Source organism: Pseudomonas fluorescens (genome assembly GCF_001708445.1).
In the GTDB taxonomy this organism is placed as follows: domain Bacteria; phylum Pseudomonadota; class Gammaproteobacteria; order Pseudomonadales; family Pseudomonadaceae; genus Aquipseudomonas; species Aquipseudomonas gorinensis.
Genome location: NZ_CP015637.1, coordinates 5486990 through 5501823 on the forward strand (window position 1 = coordinate 5486990; position 14834 = coordinate 5501823).

At 59.0% G+C, this 14834-nt stretch carries 15 protein-coding genes; 12 read left to right on the forward strand and 3 right to left on the reverse strand.

What is annotated here, in order from left to right:
• Nucleotides 1-72: 72 nt before the first annotated feature.
• Complete coding sequence (gene norR / locus A7317_RS24470) at nucleotides 73-1617, reverse strand: nitric oxide reductase transcriptional regulator NorR (protein ID WP_024077342.1); 1545 nt, start codon at nucleotides 1615-1617, stop codon at nucleotides 73-75.
• Between the two features lie 146 nt (nucleotides 1618-1763).
• Between norR and hmpA the strand changes: the two genes are divergently transcribed.
• The 10 genes from hmpA (at nucleotide 1764) to A7317_RS24520 (ending at nucleotide 11228) form a co-directional block, all read left to right on the forward strand.
• Nucleotides 1764-2945 (forward strand): NO-inducible flavohemoprotein, encoded by a 1182-nt coding sequence (hmpA, locus tag A7317_RS24475; RefSeq protein WP_069076995.1) that lies wholly within the window; start codon nucleotides 1764-1766, stop codon nucleotides 2943-2945.
• 170 nt (nucleotides 2946-3115) lie between these two features.
• On the forward strand, nucleotides 3116-3622 hold the full coding sequence (locus A7317_RS24480) for a disulfide bond formation protein B (protein ID WP_024077340.1): 507 nt from the start codon (nucleotides 3116-3118) through the stop codon (nucleotides 3620-3622).
• A gap of 790 nt (nucleotides 3623-4412) precedes the next feature.
• A complete protein-coding gene (gene cyoA / locus A7317_RS24485; protein ID WP_041161019.1) occupies nucleotides 4413-5354 on the forward strand; it encodes a ubiquinol oxidase subunit II in 942 nt (313 codons plus the stop codon).
• Nucleotides 5355-5357: 3 nt separating this feature from the next.
• Nucleotides 5358-7376, forward strand: coding sequence for a cytochrome o ubiquinol oxidase subunit I (gene cyoB, locus A7317_RS24490; RefSeq protein ID WP_024077338.1), 2019 nt, complete (start codon nucleotides 5358-5360; stop codon nucleotides 7374-7376).
• A 3-nt stretch (nucleotides 7377-7379) separates the two neighbouring features.
• The gene (locus tag A7317_RS24495; RefSeq protein WP_024077337.1) at nucleotides 7380-8006 is read left to right on the forward strand and encodes a cytochrome o ubiquinol oxidase subunit III; all 627 of its coding nucleotides are present in this window, start codon (nucleotides 7380-7382) and stop codon (nucleotides 8004-8006) included.
• Nucleotides 8006-8341, forward strand: a complete 336-nt coding sequence (cyoD, locus tag A7317_RS24500) for a cytochrome o ubiquinol oxidase subunit IV (RefSeq protein ID WP_003176003.1) — start codon at nucleotides 8006-8008, stop codon at nucleotides 8339-8341. Before A7317_RS24495 ends, cyoD begins: the two co-directional genes overlap by 1 nt.
• 11 nt (nucleotides 8342-8352) lie before the next feature.
• Nucleotides 8353-9240, forward strand: coding sequence for a heme o synthase (gene cyoE, locus A7317_RS24505; protein WP_024077336.1), 888 nt, complete (start codon nucleotides 8353-8355; stop codon nucleotides 9238-9240).
• A 147-nt stretch (nucleotides 9241-9387) separates the two neighbouring features.
• The gene (locus tag A7317_RS24510; RefSeq protein ID WP_069076996.1) at nucleotides 9388-10479 is read left to right on the forward strand and encodes a pyridoxal phosphate-dependent aminotransferase; all 1092 of its coding nucleotides are present in this window, start codon (nucleotides 9388-9390) and stop codon (nucleotides 10477-10479) included.
• A gap of 93 nt (nucleotides 10480-10572) precedes the next feature.
• On the forward strand, nucleotides 10573-10917 hold the full coding sequence (locus A7317_RS24515) for a toxin HigB-2 (RefSeq protein WP_024077334.1): 345 nt from the start codon (nucleotides 10573-10575) through the stop codon (nucleotides 10915-10917).
• Nucleotides 10914-11228 carry a helix-turn-helix domain-containing protein gene (locus A7317_RS24520; protein WP_024077333.1) on the forward strand — a complete coding sequence of 105 codons (315 nt, stop codon included), beginning with the start codon at nucleotides 10914-10916 and terminating at the stop codon, nucleotides 11226-11228. Before A7317_RS24515 ends, A7317_RS24520 begins: the two co-directional genes overlap by 4 nt.
• A gap of 59 nt (nucleotides 11229-11287) precedes the next feature.
• On the opposite strand, the gene A7317_RS24525 is transcribed toward A7317_RS24520, so the two are convergent.
• Together A7317_RS24525 and A7317_RS24530 are read right to left on the reverse strand one after the other, a co-directional pair.
• Nucleotides 11288-12004 (reverse strand): hypothetical protein, encoded by a 717-nt coding sequence (locus tag A7317_RS24525; protein WP_024077332.1) that lies wholly within the window; start codon nucleotides 12002-12004, stop codon nucleotides 11288-11290.
• A gap of 509 nt (nucleotides 12005-12513) precedes the next feature.
• A complete protein-coding gene (locus A7317_RS24530; protein WP_003230905.1) occupies nucleotides 12514-12858 on the reverse strand; it encodes a cupin domain-containing protein in 345 nt (114 codons plus the stop codon).
• Between the two features lie 453 nt (nucleotides 12859-13311).
• Here A7317_RS24530 and kynB point away from each other — a divergent pair, with 453 nt between their 5' ends.
• Nucleotides 13312-13962, forward strand: a complete 651-nt coding sequence (gene kynB / locus A7317_RS24535; protein WP_069076997.1) for an arylformamidase — start codon at nucleotides 13312-13314, stop codon at nucleotides 13960-13962.
• The gene (gene kynA, locus A7317_RS24540; protein WP_069076998.1) at nucleotides 13959-14816 is read left to right on the forward strand and encodes a tryptophan 2,3-dioxygenase; all 858 of its coding nucleotides are present in this window, start codon (nucleotides 13959-13961) and stop codon (nucleotides 14814-14816) included. The genes kynB and kynA overlap by 4 nt, the downstream gene beginning before the upstream one ends.
• Nucleotides 14817-14834: the final 18 nt, after the last annotated feature.

A 14834-nucleotide genomic window follows, 5' to 3' on the forward strand; every position in this document is an offset into this window, starting at 1 on the left:
TCGGTCGTTTGATAAAGATATTAATCCTTATTAATCAATAAGTTATTTTGCATTTGATAAACGTTGACCTGGCTATTTTATTCCAAGGCGCTTGGCCATTCGCCCGAGGTTGGCGCGGTCCAGCCCCAGTTCACGGGCGGCGCTGGCCCAATTGTGCTGGTGGCGTTCCAGGCAGGCGTTGATGACTTGACGCTGGTAGTGCTCGGTGGCCTGGCGCAGGTCGCCGCTGACGAGGGGGGCGGCATCGGCTGGCGCTTCGACCTGGGGCGCGCTGACGCCTGGCAAGTCCAGGTCCTGGGCGCTCAGGCTCAAAATCTTCGGACGTTCGCGACAGTTACCCAGGGCCTTCAGCGCGCTGCGCCCGATCAAGTGTTCCAGCTCCCGGACATTGCCCGGCCAGTTATAAGCCAGCAACGCCGCCTGGGCGTCGCTGGTCAGGCGCAAGCTGCCCAGGCCCATGCGTGAGCGGTTCTGCTCCAGGAAGAAGCCGGCCAGCAGCAACACATCACGCCCGCGCTCGCGCAGGGCTGGCACTTGCAGTGGGTACACACTCAGGCGGTGGTAGAAGTCGGCGCGGTAGCGGCCGTTGCGGACCTCTTCAGCCAGGTCGCGGTTGGTGGCGGCGATCAGGCGCACATCCACTTGATGTTCCTTGTCCGAGCCCAGCCGCTGCAACTGGCCGCTTTGCAGCACGCGCAGCAACTTGGCCTGCACGCTCAGCGACAACTCGCCGACTTCATCCAGGAACAAGGTGCCGCCGTTGGCCAGTTCGAACTTGCCCCGGCGCTCGTTCAATGCGCCGGTAAAGGCGCCGCGCACATGGCCGAACAGCTCGCTCTCCACCAGGGTTTCCGGCAGTGCTGCACAGTTGAGGCTGATCAGTGGTTTGTCGGCGCGGGACGATGCCGCGTGGATCGCCTGGGCCACCAGCTCCTTGCCGACCCCGGTTTCGCCGGTGATCAGCACCGTCAGGTCACTGCCGCCCACCAGGTTGATCTCTTCCACCAGGCGCTTGTGGGTCTTGCTCTGACCGATCATTTCCTTGTGCTGCTGGCCGCTGGCCTGGCGGTAGATTTCGGCGCGCTGCTGTTCGTCTTCCACGCGCAGGGCCAGGCGTTCGATGCGCTCGGCAACGTTGACCGTGGCGGCGGCGAGGCTGGCAAAGGCTTGCAGGGCGTCGAGCTCGACCCGCTCGAAGCGCTCCGTGTCGAGGGCGTCCAGGGTCAGCAGGCCCCAAGGGCGATCATCGACAAACAGCGGGCAGCCCATGCAGTCGTGAACTTCGAGGTGCCCGTGCAGGCCGTCCACCAGGCCATCGTAGGGGTCGGGCAATTCGCTGTCGCTGTCGAAACGCGTCGGGCCGGGGCTGCCGAGCAGCACGGCGAAACGCGGGTGTTCGCTGACCTTGAAGCGTCGGCCCAGGGTATCGGCGCTCAAGCCGTCTACCGCCAGCGGTACCAGCGACTCACCGTCCAGGCGCAACAGCGCGGCGGCGTCGCAGGGCAGCAAGGCGCGCATGGCTTGCAGCAGGCGTCGGTAACGCTCGCCTTCGGGGAGTTCGCGGGACAGGTCGGCGACGAGGGGGAGCAGGGTGGTGAGCAGCGATTGCGCAGTCATAATGACTCCTTGTAGTCCTTATGACTATAAGGTGTAGGAGGTCATACTGACTACGTGTAATTTAAGCTATTGAATTTAAACGTTTTATTAGTTGGCACGAATACTGAGTACTCCATGGCAATCAGTAAAGAAGCCCAGGAGGCTCCATGCTTAGTGCCCAAGACCGTGCCATCGTCAAATCTACCGTGCCCTTGCTGGAAAGCGGCGGCGAAGCGCTGATCACCCATTTTTACCGCATGATGCTCTCCGAGTACCCGCAGGTTCGCCCGCTGTTCAACCAGGCCCACCAGGCCAGCGGCGACCAGCCTCGCGCTCTGGCCAACGGCGTATTGATGTACGCGCGGCATATCGACCAGTTGGATCAGTTGGGCGACCTGGTTGCCAAGATCATCAACAAGCACGTGGCTTTGCAGATCCTGCCGGAACACTACCCGATTGTTGGCGCGTGCCTGCTGCGTGCCATTTCCGAAGTACTGGGCAGCGAAATTTCCACCCCTGAGGTCATGAGTGCCTGGGGCGCTGCGTACGGCCAGTTGGCGGATATCCTGATTGGCGCCGAAGCGGCCATTTACGAAGAGAAAGCCCAGGCGCCGGGCGGCTGGCGCGGTGCGCGGCCGTTCAAGCTGGTCAAGCGCGTGGACGAGAGCGCCGAGATCACGTCGTTCTATTTTGCGCCGCTGGACAACGCCCCGATTCTCGCGGCCGCGCCAGGCCAATACATCGGCATGACGTTACACCTGGATGGCGAGGAAGTGCGCCGCAATTACTCCCTGTCGGCCTTGAGCGATGCCGGCCAGTACCGTATCAGCGTCAAGCGCGAAGCCGGTGGCCGGGTGTCCAACTACCTGCACGACCAGTTGCAGGTGGGGGCGACCCTTGACCTGTTCCCGCCATCCGGTGAGTTCACCCTGGCCGCCAGTGATAAACCACTGGTGCTTATCAGTGGCGGGGTGGGCATCACGCCAACGCTGCCCATGCTCGAGGCCGCCCTGGCCACCGAGCGCCCGGTGCACTTTATCCACTGCGCGCGTAACGGCGGGGTGCATGCGTTTCGGGAGTGGGTGGACGCCTTGGCGGTCAAGCACCCGCAGCTCAAGCGCTTCTACTGTTATGACGAGGACGATGGCGTGAGCCCGGCGGCGGACAAGGTCGGCCTGCTCAGCCAGGAGCAACTGGCGGCGTGGTTGCCCGAGCAGCGCGACCTGGATGCCTACTTCCTCGGCCCTAAAGGCTTCATGGCGGCGATCAAGCGCCACCTCAAGGCATTGGGTGTGCCTGAGCAACAAAGCCGCTATGAATTCTTCGGCCCGGCGGCGGCCCTGGAATAACATCTCCAGCGCAACACTGCTCAAGATGTGGGAGGGGGCTTGCCCCCTCCCACATTCAGTTCTCCATTCCTCCCGATTAATCCCCCGTTAACCCCTCTCTGTTTAAACCACTCTCTGTGTGTAAACTTGCGGCCATCAGGCCAACCACAATCAGGCAAAGGGATACGGAGATGAGTGACGAAATGCGTTTGGGCAGGGAGCGGCGCTTTCTGGTGTTGCTGGGCATCATCTGCCTGGCGCTGATCGGCGGCGCGTTATACATGCAAGTGGTGTTGGGCGAGGCGCCTTGCCCGCTGTGTATCCTGCAACGCTACGCCTTGCTGTTGATTGCGATTTTTGCGTTTATCGGCGCGGCGATGCGCACCAAGGGCGCGATCACGCTGTTTGAAGGCCTGGTGGTACTCAGCGCCCTCGGTGGGGTGGCGGCGGCTGGCCATCATGTGTACACCCAATTTTTCCCGCAAGTCAGCTGTGGCGTCGATGTGCTGCAACCGATCGTCGACGACCTGCCCCTGGCCAAGGTCTTCCCCCTGGGCTTCCAGGTCGACGGCTTCTGCAGCACGCCTTACCCGCCGATCCTTGGCTTGTCCCTGGCGCAATGGGCGCTGGTGGCGTTCGTGCTGACGGTAATCCTGGTGCCCCTGGGCATATACCGGAACCGCAAGCGCGCAGCCTGAGCCTATCGACCAAAACGCCCCGGTCCTTTTGAAAGAAGGCCGGGGCGTTTTTGTGTGTAGGGATTTGTGAAAGGACAGTGACGCCGGACAATTTTGACGGCGGGCAGCGTGCGACATGTTGTCACACAGAAGCTGTCGCAGGACATTTCTGACGCGTTGAACCGTCGCATAAATTTGCGTCAGGCGGTCAATTTATGCTGTCAGTTCGTCGTCTGGGCGACCCCGCGAATGTCGCGCCGTCCAAGCCTTTGAGGGCTCTGTGAATGCCTTGTTTTATGGGGACTTGGATGCGATTTGCAGGCCTTTGTGGAGGCGGCGGGGTGTGGCGCTTTGCCCAATAACACGGCAATTTTTGTGGTTTTTGTTGAGAATCTAACGCGATAAGATCGCGAACCTTTGCGATATTGGTGAAGGATTGTTGCTGGAATCAATAAAAATTATTTCTTTATAAGACATGGTTTATACATCGCTAGCTAACTACAATCGCCCGCACTGAATGTCCGGTGCTGTTCAAACTTTGAGCATTGGAGCGGTCGAGGGGCAGATGGATGGCTCTGTGCGACCCCAGGTTCCGGCAGCCTTTCAACTATCCGCACCAAATGGAATTGGTCTGTAACAAGGCCTTTAACCACGAAATCGAATAAGAACTCACCGCAGGTCCGTGACACGTCCGATTAGGGCGCGCGGGCAGGCTCTTATTCAATCGAAGAGAAATGCCAACCCTTGGCAGGGTGAAGTGTTGGCGATCAAAACCCAACTGCATTGCGCAAGCTGCTTTAGAGGTCGTGAGATGAGTAAAAACAGGTACCCCCGATTACTAGGCTTTTTGCCGCTGCTTGGCATGATGTTAATGCTGGGAGGCTGCAAGTGGACCTTGCTCGACCCAAAAGGACAGGTCGGTCTGGATGAACGAAACCTGATCATCACCGCCACCCTGCTGATGCTGCTGGTCGTGGTCCCCGTGATCATCATGACCTTCGCCTTCGCCTGGAAATACCGCGCGTCGAACACCAGCGCCACCTACGCGCCGAAGTGGTCGCACTCCACCAAGATCGAAATCGCGGTGTGGTTGGTCCCGATCCTCATCATCATTGCCCTGGGTTATGTGACCTACAAGTCCACCCATGCGCTGGACCCATACCGTCCGCTGGAATCGGACGCCAAGCCGATCAATATCGAAGTGGTCGCGCTGGATTGGAAGTGGCTGTTCATCTACCCAGACCTGGGTATCGCCACCGTCAACCAGATCCGGTTCCCGGAGCACACCCCGCTGAACTTCAAGATCACCTCCGACGCCGTGATGAACTCGTTCTTCATCCCAGCCCTGGGCGGCCAGATCTACGCGATGGCAGGTATGCAGACCAAGCTGCACCTGATCGCCAACCAGAAAGCTGAAATGGAAGGCATCTCCGCCAACTACAGCGGCGCTGGCTTCACCGGCATGAAATTCAAAGCGATCTCGACGAGCCAGGAAGATTTCGACGCCTGGGTAGCCGAAGTCAAGGCCGCACCTAAACAGCTTGATCAAGCTGAATACGAAGCCCTTGCCAAACCAAGCCAGAACAACCCTGTCGCGCTGTACTCCGCTTACACGCCTGACCTGTTTCAGAAGATCGTCGACAAGTACGAAGGCATGAAACCAGGCAAGCCGGTCAAGCACGAGAAGAAAGAAGTGGCTGCGGTTGAAGGTTCTGACACGGGCTCGCATTCAACTGCTGGGGCAGAGGAGTAAACGATGTTTGGTAAATTAAGTTGGGATGCGGTCCCGTTCCACGAGCCGATTGTGATGATTACCATCGCCATGATCGCGCTGGGTGGTCTGGCACTGTTTGCAGCAATCACTTATTTCAAGAAGTGGACCTACCTGTGGACCGAGTGGCTGACGTCGGTCGACCACAAGAAAATCGGCGTGATGTACATCATCGTTGCCATGGTCATGCTGCTGCGTGGTTTTGCCGACGCCATCATGATGCGTACCCAGTTGGCCATGGCCACCGAGGGTTCGCCTGGCTACCTGCCACCTGAACACTATGACCAGATCTTCACCGCTCACGGTGTGATCATGATCATCTTCATGGCGATGCCATTCTTCACCGGCCTGATGAACCTTGCAGTGCCGCTGCAGATCGGCGCGCGTGACGTTGCCTACCCGTTCCTGAACTCCCTGAGCTTCTGGCTGCTGGTTTCCGGCGTGGTGCTGATCAACGTTTCCCTGGGCGTCGGCGAATTCGCCAAGACCGGTTGGGTTGCGTATCCGCCATTGTCGGGCATTCAGTACAGTCCGGGCGTGGGTGTGGACTACTACATCTGGGCGCTACAGTTATCAGGACTGGGGACGACGCTGACGGGGGTCAACTTCCTGGCCACCGTCCTGAAAATGCGCGCCCCTGGCATGAAACTGATGGACATGCCGATCTTCACCTGGACCTGCACCTGGGCAAACGTATTGATCGTGGCTTCGTTCCCGATCCTGGCCGCTACCATGGCGCTGCTGTCGCTTGACCGTTACCTGGATTTCCACATTTTCACCAATGAACTTGGTGGCAATCCAATGATGTACGTGAACCTGTTCTGGGCATGGGGTCACCCTGAGGTGTACATCCTGATCCTGCCAGCGTTCGGTATCTTCTCCGAAGTGATCTCGACCTTTACCGGCAAGCGCCTGTTCGGTCACCACTCGATGGTCTACGCCTCTGGCGCGATCTCGGTACTGGGCTTCATGGTGTGGCTGCACCACTTCTTCACCATGGGTTCGGGGGCCAGCGTCAACGCCTTCTTCGGCCTGGCGACGATGCTGATTTCCATCCCGACGGGGGTGAAGCTATTCAACTGGCTGTTCACCATCTACCACGGCCGTCTGCGTATCACCAGCCAGGTTCTGTGGACCCTGGGCTTCATGGTGACCTTCGCCATCGGCGGCATGACCGGCGTACTGCTGGCCATCCCGGGTGCTGACTTCGTGTTGCACAACAGCCTGTTCGTGATCGCGCACTTCCACAACGTGATCATCGGCGGTGCGGTATTCGGTTACATCGCTGGCTTCAGCTTCTACTTCCCGAAAGCGTTCGGCTTCAAGCTGCACGAAGGCTGGGGCAAGGCTGCATTCTGGTTCTGGATCTCGGGCTTCTTCGTCGCGTTCATGCCGCTCTATGCACTGGGCTTCATGGGCATGACCCGTCGTCTGAACGCCACCACCAACCCTGAGTGGGTGCCGTACCTGTACGTCGCCATGTTCGGTGCGCTGATGATCGCGGTCGGTATCGCCTGCCAGCTGATCCAGCTGTATGTCAGCGTGCGTGATCGCAAGCAGAACATGTGCGAGTCGGGCGATCCATGGAACGGCCACACCCTGGAATGGTCGACCTCGTCGCCACCACCGTTCTACAACTTCGCTGTGATTCCTACTGCGACCACCATCGATGCGTTCACCGAAGCCAAGGAAGACGGTACTGCGTACCAGCAACCTAAGCACTACGAACCGATCCACATGCCAAGCAACACCGCCACTGGCGTGGTGATGGGCGCGCTGTTGACCGTGTTCGGTTTCGCGATGATCTGGCACATCTGGTGGCTGGCAATCGTGAGCCTGGTGGGCACCATCGGCTACTTCATTGTCCACGCTGCACGTGATGATCAAGGCTACATGGTGCCGGTCGAAACGATCGAGCGCATCGAAGCCGAGCAGCACGCTCGTCTGGTCGCCGAGAAGAAAATCCCGGCCAACCGTGTCGAAACCTCGTTGGAACAGGCTTAAACCATGTCGAACTTAGTGACCAATGCTGGACACGCCCATGTCGATGACCATGGGCACGATGACCATCACCACGACTCGGGGCCAATGACCGTCTTCGGTTTCTGGCTCTACCTGATGACCGACTGCATCTTGTTTGCGTCGATCTTCGCGGTGTACGCGGTACTGGTAAACAACGTAGCGGGTGGCCCGTCGGGCCACGACATCTTCGAACTGCCTTACGTGCTCGGCGAAACCGCCTTGCTGTTGTTCAGTTCGATCACCTACGGCTTCGCCATGTTGGCCTTCTACAAGGGCAACAAGAAGGGCGTACTGAGCTGGTTGGCACTGACCTTCCTGTTCGGCCTGGGCTTCATCGGCATGGAGATCAACGAGTTCCACCTGCTGATCTCCGAAGGCTACGGCCCGCACCGCAGTGGTTTCCTGTCGGCGTTCTTCACGCTGGTAGGCACCCACGGCCTGCACGTTTCGGCTGGCCTGCTGTGGATGGCGGTGATGATGTATCAGGTCAATAAGCACGGCCTGACCAACACCAACAAGACTCGCCTGAGCTGCCTGAGCCTGTTCTGGCACTTCCTGGACGTAGTCTGGATCTGCGTATTCACCGTCGTCTACTTGATGGGGACTCTGTAATGGCTAATGCACACTCCCATGACAGCCATGATGCGAGCCACGGCAGCGTAAAGTCTTACGCTATCGGCTTCATCCTGTCGGTCATCCTGACCCTGATCCCGTTCGGCCTGGTGATGTACCCAACCCTGCCGAAGTCGATCACGTTGATGATCGTCCTGGCGTTCGCGGTCATTCAGGTCCTGGTTCACCTGGTGTACTTCCTGCACCTGGACCGCTCCGAGGCCCAGCGTGAGAACGTGATTGCGTTCGTGTTCGCAGGCCTGGTGATCGTTCTGCTGGTTGGTCTGTCGCTGTGGATCATGTTCAGCATCCACACCTACATGATGGCGAAGTGAGGTAAGACCCGATGTCGCTTAAGCACTTTATCCAAATCACCAAACCGGGGATCATTTTCGGTAACGTGCTTTCTGTGGCAGGCGGTTTCTTCCTGGCCTCCAAGGGACATGTCGATCTGGCCATCTTCCTGGCTGCAATGATCGGTACGTCCCTGGTGGTAGCTTCCGGTTGTGTGTTCAACAACTGCATCGACCGCGACATCGATATCAAGATGGAACGCACCAAGAATCGCGTGCTGGTCCAGGGGCTTATCTCCCTGAAACTGGCACTGATCTTCGCGACCGTCCTGGGTGTTGCCGGCGTGGTGTTGTTGTACAAGGTGGCCAACCCGCTGGCGGCGCTGTTTGCCGTGATCGGCTTCGTCATCTACGTCGGCCTCTACAGCCTGTACCTCAAGCGCAAGTCGGTTCACGGCACGCTGGTGGGCAGTCTGTCGGGGGCGATGCCGCCGGTGATTGGTTATGTAGCTGTGACCAATAGCTTCGACATGGCCGCGCTGGTGCTGCTGGTGATGTTCAGCCTGTGGCAGATGCCGCATTCCTATGCCATCGCGATCTTCCGTTTCAACGACTACCTGGCTGCGTCGATTCCGGTTCTTCCGGTCAAGCGCGGCATCCAGGTGGCCAAGAAACACATCCTGCTCTACATCCTGGCCTTCCTCGTGGCGACCTTGATGTTGACCTTCAGTGGCTACGCCGGCATGAGCTACCTCGCTGTCGCCGCCGCCATGGGCATGTACTGGTTGTACATGGCCTGGACCGGCTACAAGGCGGTGGACGACACCGTCTGGGCACGCAAGCTGTTCGTGTTCTCGATCTTCACCATCACCGCGCTCAGCGTGATGATGTCCCTGGATTTCCAGGTGCCGAGAGAGTTGTTGCTGACCTACGCGCCCTGAGTGGTTCCAAGCAGTGAACAAGCCCCGCCTTCGTGAGAAGCGCGGGGCTTTTTCTTGGGCGCGGGTTAAATCGGCTGGCGGCTTTCTCGTCATACCTCACTGTATGAGCCGTGCGAATCCATTACCCGCGTACAAGGAGTTGTCACCATGGTCAGCGTCAGTCGTCGCTCCCTTCTCGCCCTGGGCGCGGCCCTGCCCTTGTTGGGGCGCCTGGATTGGGCGGTTGCCAGCCCGCCGCCGGCCAAGGCGGACAAGGTGCGGCTCAACTACAACGAAAGCCCCTACGGCCCTTCAGGTGCTGCCCGCGAAGCGATGCGAGAGGCGATTGCCACTGCCGGACGCTATCCCTACAGCCACATGTACGGCCTGGCCGCGCTGTTCGCCCAGCAGCAGGGGATTGCCGAAGAACAGGTCGCGGTGTTTTCCGGCTCCATGGCGGCGCTACGCTATGCCGTCCTGGCGTTTACCGGTGAAACCCGCGGCCTGGTGATGGCCACGCCGTCCTACGAGGTGCCGCGCCAGGCGGCCGAGTCGCGCAAGGCACCGGTGCGCGAGGTGGACCTCAATACCGAGCACGCCCACGACATCCCCGCCATGCTCGCCGCCGATCCCCAGGCCGGTATGCTCTACGTGTGTAATCCCAACAACCCGACCGGCACCATGACCCCGACCGACGCCATCCGCCAGGCGCTGGCGGACAAGCCCAAAGGCAGTGTGTTGGTGGTGGATGAGGCCTACATCGATTTCTCCGACGCCCCCAGCTGCGTGAGTTGGGTCAAGGAACACGACGACCTGCTGGTGTTGCGCACCTTCTCGAAAATCTACGGCATGGCCGGCGCCCGCGTTGGCCTGGCAATCGGTGCCCCGGCGCTGCTGGAGCGCCTCGCGGTGTTCGGCGGCGACAACGTACCGGCAGGCACCGGCTTGCTCGGCGCGCGCGCCAGCCTGGAAGACGTCAAGCTGTTGCCGCAACGCAAGGCGCTCAATGCCCAACTGCGTGAGGAGACCATTACCTGGCTCAAGGCCCGTGGGTTCACTTGCACGGCGTCCCAGAGCAACTGCTTTATGATCGATGTGAAGCAACCGGCCGAGCAGGTGATCGAGAAGCTGGCCGGGCAAGGTGTGCTGATTGGACGGGTGTGGAAGAACTGGCCGCAGTGGGTACGCGTCACGGTGGGGAGCAAGCGCGAGATGGCGCGGTTTCGTGAGGTGTTTGCGGCGCAGATGTCGTCTGTTTAAACAGGCGTACCCTCTTGGCTGACATTTGGGCAGTTCGTCAGAAAGCTGAATTTCGATTTGTAAAACTATAGGCAAGTTGCCTATAGTTTTCCCATGCGTTCTATTTTCTTCGAGACTTCATCGTTTACCGCCACCGTAGGTCATTACCTGACGGATGATGAATATCGATTGCTGCAAAACGAGATGCAGTGGAACCCTTTGGCTGGCGATGTGATGCCCCGTACAGGAGGGTTTCGCAAGCTACGGTGGTCAGATGGCAAGCGTGGTAAAGGAAAGCGTAGTGGCTTACGGGTTATTTACTACTGGCTCACCACTGATGGTCACTTTTGGATGTTTGCTATCTACAACAAAGACGAATTGGAAAATTTGACTGCCGATCAAGAGAAGGCACTTAAAAAGGCCATAGAGGCCGAACTGAAAAAACGAGGTACCCCATGAAAAAGCGCGATCTGTTTGCAGAGTTGATGCAGGGCGTTAGCGACATGACTGCTCACCGAGAAGGCAAAATCACTCTTCGGCAAAGCACTGTGGAGGACAAGCCCGTTCCTGAGGTGTCAGCCCAAGAGATCGTGGCACTGCGGGATAAATTGCATATGTCACAGTCGGTGTTTGCCCGGAGCATACGGACGAGCCCCGGCACGCTGAGAAACTGGGAACAGGACAAATCCAAACCCAATGCTCAGGCCGCACTCCTGATCAGGCTGGTTGAAAAGTTTCCGGATATGGTGGATCGATTGGCGACCGTCTGAATCATCGGCAACAAAAAGCCCCGCATTGGCAACACCGTGCGGGGCTTTTTGGCTTCAGGTTACTGCTGCGCGATGCTGTACCCATCAAACGCTGTCTGCTGCTGCAATGCGGTGATCACGCTCTTGCGGCTCAGCGGCTGTTCGGCGCCGGAGTTATCCACAAAGCTCTCAACCTCCAGTTCGGCCTCATCGCCTTCACCCACAAAGCTGAAGCCCAGGAACTCGAACGCGGCCCGGTCGACATTCAGTTTGGAGCGTGGCGTGCGCAGTGGCAGGGTGACGCTGATGCCGTCCTTGCTGATCACAAACACTTCGGCTTCTTTCTTGGGCCGTGCGGCCTTGCCCTTGCCGGCGCTTGGGTTGCTGATGGCCTGGTGGGACTGGTTCAGCACCTTGAGGGCCAGTCCGTAGACCAGCTCCTGGAACTCCGGGTCGTCCTTAAAGCTGGACAGGATGCGGCTGATCGAGAACTGGCTGCTCAGGTTTTCCAGGGCGGCGTTATCGGCGGCCTCGGCGTCCTTGAGTTGCTTGAGCTGACCCATCAGGTCGTAGGCTTTGTCGTCGTCGAAGGCATCGTGAGCCTGGCGGATCGCCACGCGCAGTTCGCGGATCTGGTCGCTTTCCTTGGAGGTGTGGAACGCGTCCAGCACCATCTCGCTGATGATCTTGGCCGCAGGCAGGTGCTGTGAAAGATTGATGGCGTTTTCGTATTCAGCTTTGGATTGCAAGGCGACTACGGATTCTTCGGCGGATTCTGCGGTGTAGGAATCGGACATTGAAATTTCACTACTTCAGTAAGCGGAACAAAAAAGCGTCGCGCATTTTCAGGGGGGCAGGGGATCAGGTCAAGGCAGGTTCCGGCTGATGGGCAGGTATCTACACAACTTTGACTCAACGCTGAACGTCCGGCAGATAGGGCTGTCGTGGCGAGCGGTGTTGTGGCAAGCGGGCTTGTGGCGAGCGGGCTTGTCCCGCGTTGGGCTGCGTAGCAGCCCCAGTAAAGAAGAACGCGGTGTATCAGACACTCTGTAGAGGCTGGTTTTGGGGCTGCTTCGCAGCCCAACGCGGGACAAGCCCGCTCGCCACAGGGAGATTTGTCAGGGGCTGAAAAGTACGTCAACGATAACGCGTGTCTCCTGAATGAACGCGGCGCCTGTGAGTTTTTCGCGAGCAAGCTCGCTCCTACAAAAGGCGATGTACGCTTAACTGAACGGCATTAGGGCAAGCCCGCTCGCCACAGTAAACCGGCTCGCCACAATGCAAAGCAGTTCACGGTAGAAGTGAATCAAGCAAACACAAAATACTTACGCACCGTCTCGACCACTTCCCACGTGCCCTTCATCCCCGGTTCCACCACAAAGATATCCCCAGCGCGCAAGTGGATCGGCTCCATGCCTTCCGGGGTGATCACGCAGTAGCCCTCTTGGAAGTGGCAGTATTCCCACTTCACGTATTCCACATACCACTTGCCCGGTGTGCAGATCCAGGTGCCCATGATCTTGCTGCCGTCTTCGCTGGTGTAGGCGTTGAGGTTGACGGTGTGCGGGTCACCTTCGAGCTTTTCCCATTTGCAGGCATCCAGGACGGGCAGCGGGTGGGTGTCGCGCAGTACGGTGATGGGCTTGGACATGGATGACTCCGAGGCGGGGAATGGAAAGATGCACCCTAAGGCCTTGGGCGTTGCGTCAGTGGTCTGAACTCGACATCGGGATGCCCAGAAGCGCAGGGAGTCCGATGGTTGAGGCATCGCGAAGTCAGTGTGGAAGGCTTTTTTGTAGGAGCGAGCTTGCTCGCGAAGAACTCACAGACGCCGCGTTCGTTCAGGAAACACGCGTTATCGTTGAGGTTGTTCGCGAGCAAGAACTAGGCGTCCCCCTCGCTCCTACAGGAGGCTATGTACGTTTAACTGACCGGCATTAATCCTTGGTGGCCGCTCCTCTGTGGCCAGGCGATACTTCTGAGCGTAAATAAGCCGTTTCTTCGCAGTAAGTGCGAAATATTTCCGGCTTGGCGCAGGAATTCGCAAGAAAATTCACAGCTGGCCCTCGTATCATTCACCTCAGTACCGACCGAGAGCCTTGAAATGAACCCAATAAAAACGTGGTGGGACATCAGCCCACCCTTGAGTGCGGCGACCCCGACCTGGCCGGGGGATACGCCGTTCCAGGAAGAGCGTGTATGGCAGTTCGGCCCGGAGTGTCCGGTGAATGTCGGGCGCATTACCTTGTCGCCGCACACCGGCGCCCACGTGGATGCCCCGCTGCATTACAGCGCGCAGGGTGCACCGATTGGCGAAGTGTCGTTGGACGTGTACATGGGCCCGTGCCGCGTGTTGCATTGCCTGGAGAGCGGCGCGCTGGTGCAGCCGCATCAACTGGACGGGCGTGTGGATAACTTGCCCGAGCGCGTGTTACTGCGCACTTATCCACAAGCGCCGCTGACCGAGTGGGATTCGAATTTCACCGCCATCGCCCCGCAAACCATCGAGCTGCTCGCCGGCCTGGGTGTGCGCCTGATCGGTATCGACACCCCGTCCCTGGACCCGCAACAGTCCAAGACCATGGATGCTCACAACGCCGTGGCCCGCCATGGCATGGCGATTCTCGAAGGCATCGTGCTCGATGACGTAGCGGAGGGCGACTATGAACTCATCGCGCTGCCCTTGCGGTTTGCCCATCTCGACGCCAGCCCGGTCCGTGCCATTCTCCGCCCGCTCAAGGAGCCCACGCGATGAGCCAATGTCCTTTCTCAGCTGATTACCAACCCCCGGAAGAATGGCATAACGCCGAACTGAATTTTTCCGAGTCCATGAGCTATGGCGACTACCTGGACCTGGGCAAAGTCCTCAGTGCCCAGCACCCGCTGTCGCCAGACCACAACGAAATGCTCTTTATCATCCAGCACCAGACCTCCGAGCTGTGGATGAAACTGATGCTCCACGAACTCAAGGCCGCCCGCGAACACGTGCGCCTGGGCGAGTTGCCGCCAGCGTTCAAGATGCTGGCGCGGGTGTCGCGGATCTTCGATCAACTGGTGCACGCCTGGGCGGTGCTGGCGACGATGACGCCATCGGAGTACAAGGCGATTCGCCCGTTCCTGGGGCAGTCATCAGGGTTCCAGTCGTTCCAGTACCGTGAGATCGAATTCATCCTCGGCAACAAGAGCCCGGCGCTGTTGCGGCCCCATGCCCATCGGCCTGAGTTGTTGCAGGAGTTGCAGGTGGCGATTGCCACGCCGTCGCTGTACGACGAGGCGATCAACCTGATGGCCAAGGCGGGCCTGGCGATTGATCCCCACCGTGCCGAGCGCGACCCGACGGCGGCCACGGTGCATGATGACTCCGTGGAGGCGGCATGGCGTGAGGTCTATCGCGACCCAAGCCGGTACTGGGACCTGTATCAGTTGGCGGAAAAGTTTATCGACCTGGAGGACTCGTTCCGCCAATGGCGCTTCCGGCATGTGACCACGGTGGAGCGGATTATCGGCTTCCAGCCCGGCACCGGTGGCACCGAAGGCGTGGGTTACCTGCGCAAGATGCTCGACACGGTGCTGTTCCCCGAGCTGTGGCGGGTACGCTCCACGCTGTAAACGCAATCAAATGTGGGA

Coding starts and splice junctions, on each gene's coding strand:
- norR (WP_024077342.1), bottom strand. CDS start 1,617: ATGACTGCGCAATCGCTGCTCACCACCCTGCTCCCCCTCGTCGCCGAC.
- hmpA (WP_069076995.1), top strand. CDS start 1,764: ATGCTTAGTGCCCAAGACCGTGCCATCGTCAAATCTACCGTGCCCTTG.
- A7317_RS24480 (WP_024077340.1), top strand. CDS start 3,116: ATGAGTGACGAAATGCGTTTGGGCAGGGAGCGGCGCTTTCTGGTGTTG.
- cyoA (WP_041161019.1), top strand. CDS start 4,413: ATGAGTAAAAACAGGTACCCCCGATTACTAGGCTTTTTGCCGCTGCTT.
- cyoB (WP_024077338.1), top strand. CDS start 5,358: ATGTTTGGTAAATTAAGTTGGGATGCGGTCCCGTTCCACGAGCCGATT.
- A7317_RS24495 (WP_024077337.1), top strand. CDS start 7,380: ATGTCGAACTTAGTGACCAATGCTGGACACGCCCATGTCGATGACCAT.
- cyoD (WP_003176003.1), top strand. CDS start 8,006: ATGGCTAATGCACACTCCCATGACAGCCATGATGCGAGCCACGGCAGC.
- cyoE (WP_024077336.1), top strand. CDS start 8,353: ATGTCGCTTAAGCACTTTATCCAAATCACCAAACCGGGGATCATTTTC.
- A7317_RS24510 (WP_069076996.1), top strand. CDS start 9,388: ATGGTCAGCGTCAGTCGTCGCTCCCTTCTCGCCCTGGGCGCGGCCCTG.
- A7317_RS24515 (WP_024077334.1), top strand. CDS start 10,573: ATGCGTTCTATTTTCTTCGAGACTTCATCGTTTACCGCCACCGTAGGT.
- A7317_RS24520 (WP_024077333.1), top strand. CDS start 10,914: ATGAAAAAGCGCGATCTGTTTGCAGAGTTGATGCAGGGCGTTAGCGAC.
- A7317_RS24525 (WP_024077332.1), bottom strand. CDS start 12,004: ATGTCCGATTCCTACACCGCAGAATCCGCCGAAGAATCCGTAGTCGCC.
- A7317_RS24530 (WP_003230905.1), bottom strand. CDS start 12,858: ATGTCCAAGCCCATCACCGTACTGCGCGACACCCACCCGCTGCCCGTC.
- kynB (WP_069076997.1), top strand. CDS start 13,312: ATGAACCCAATAAAAACGTGGTGGGACATCAGCCCACCCTTGAGTGCG.
- kynA (WP_069076998.1), top strand. CDS start 13,959: ATGAGCCAATGTCCTTTCTCAGCTGATTACCAACCCCCGGAAGAATGG.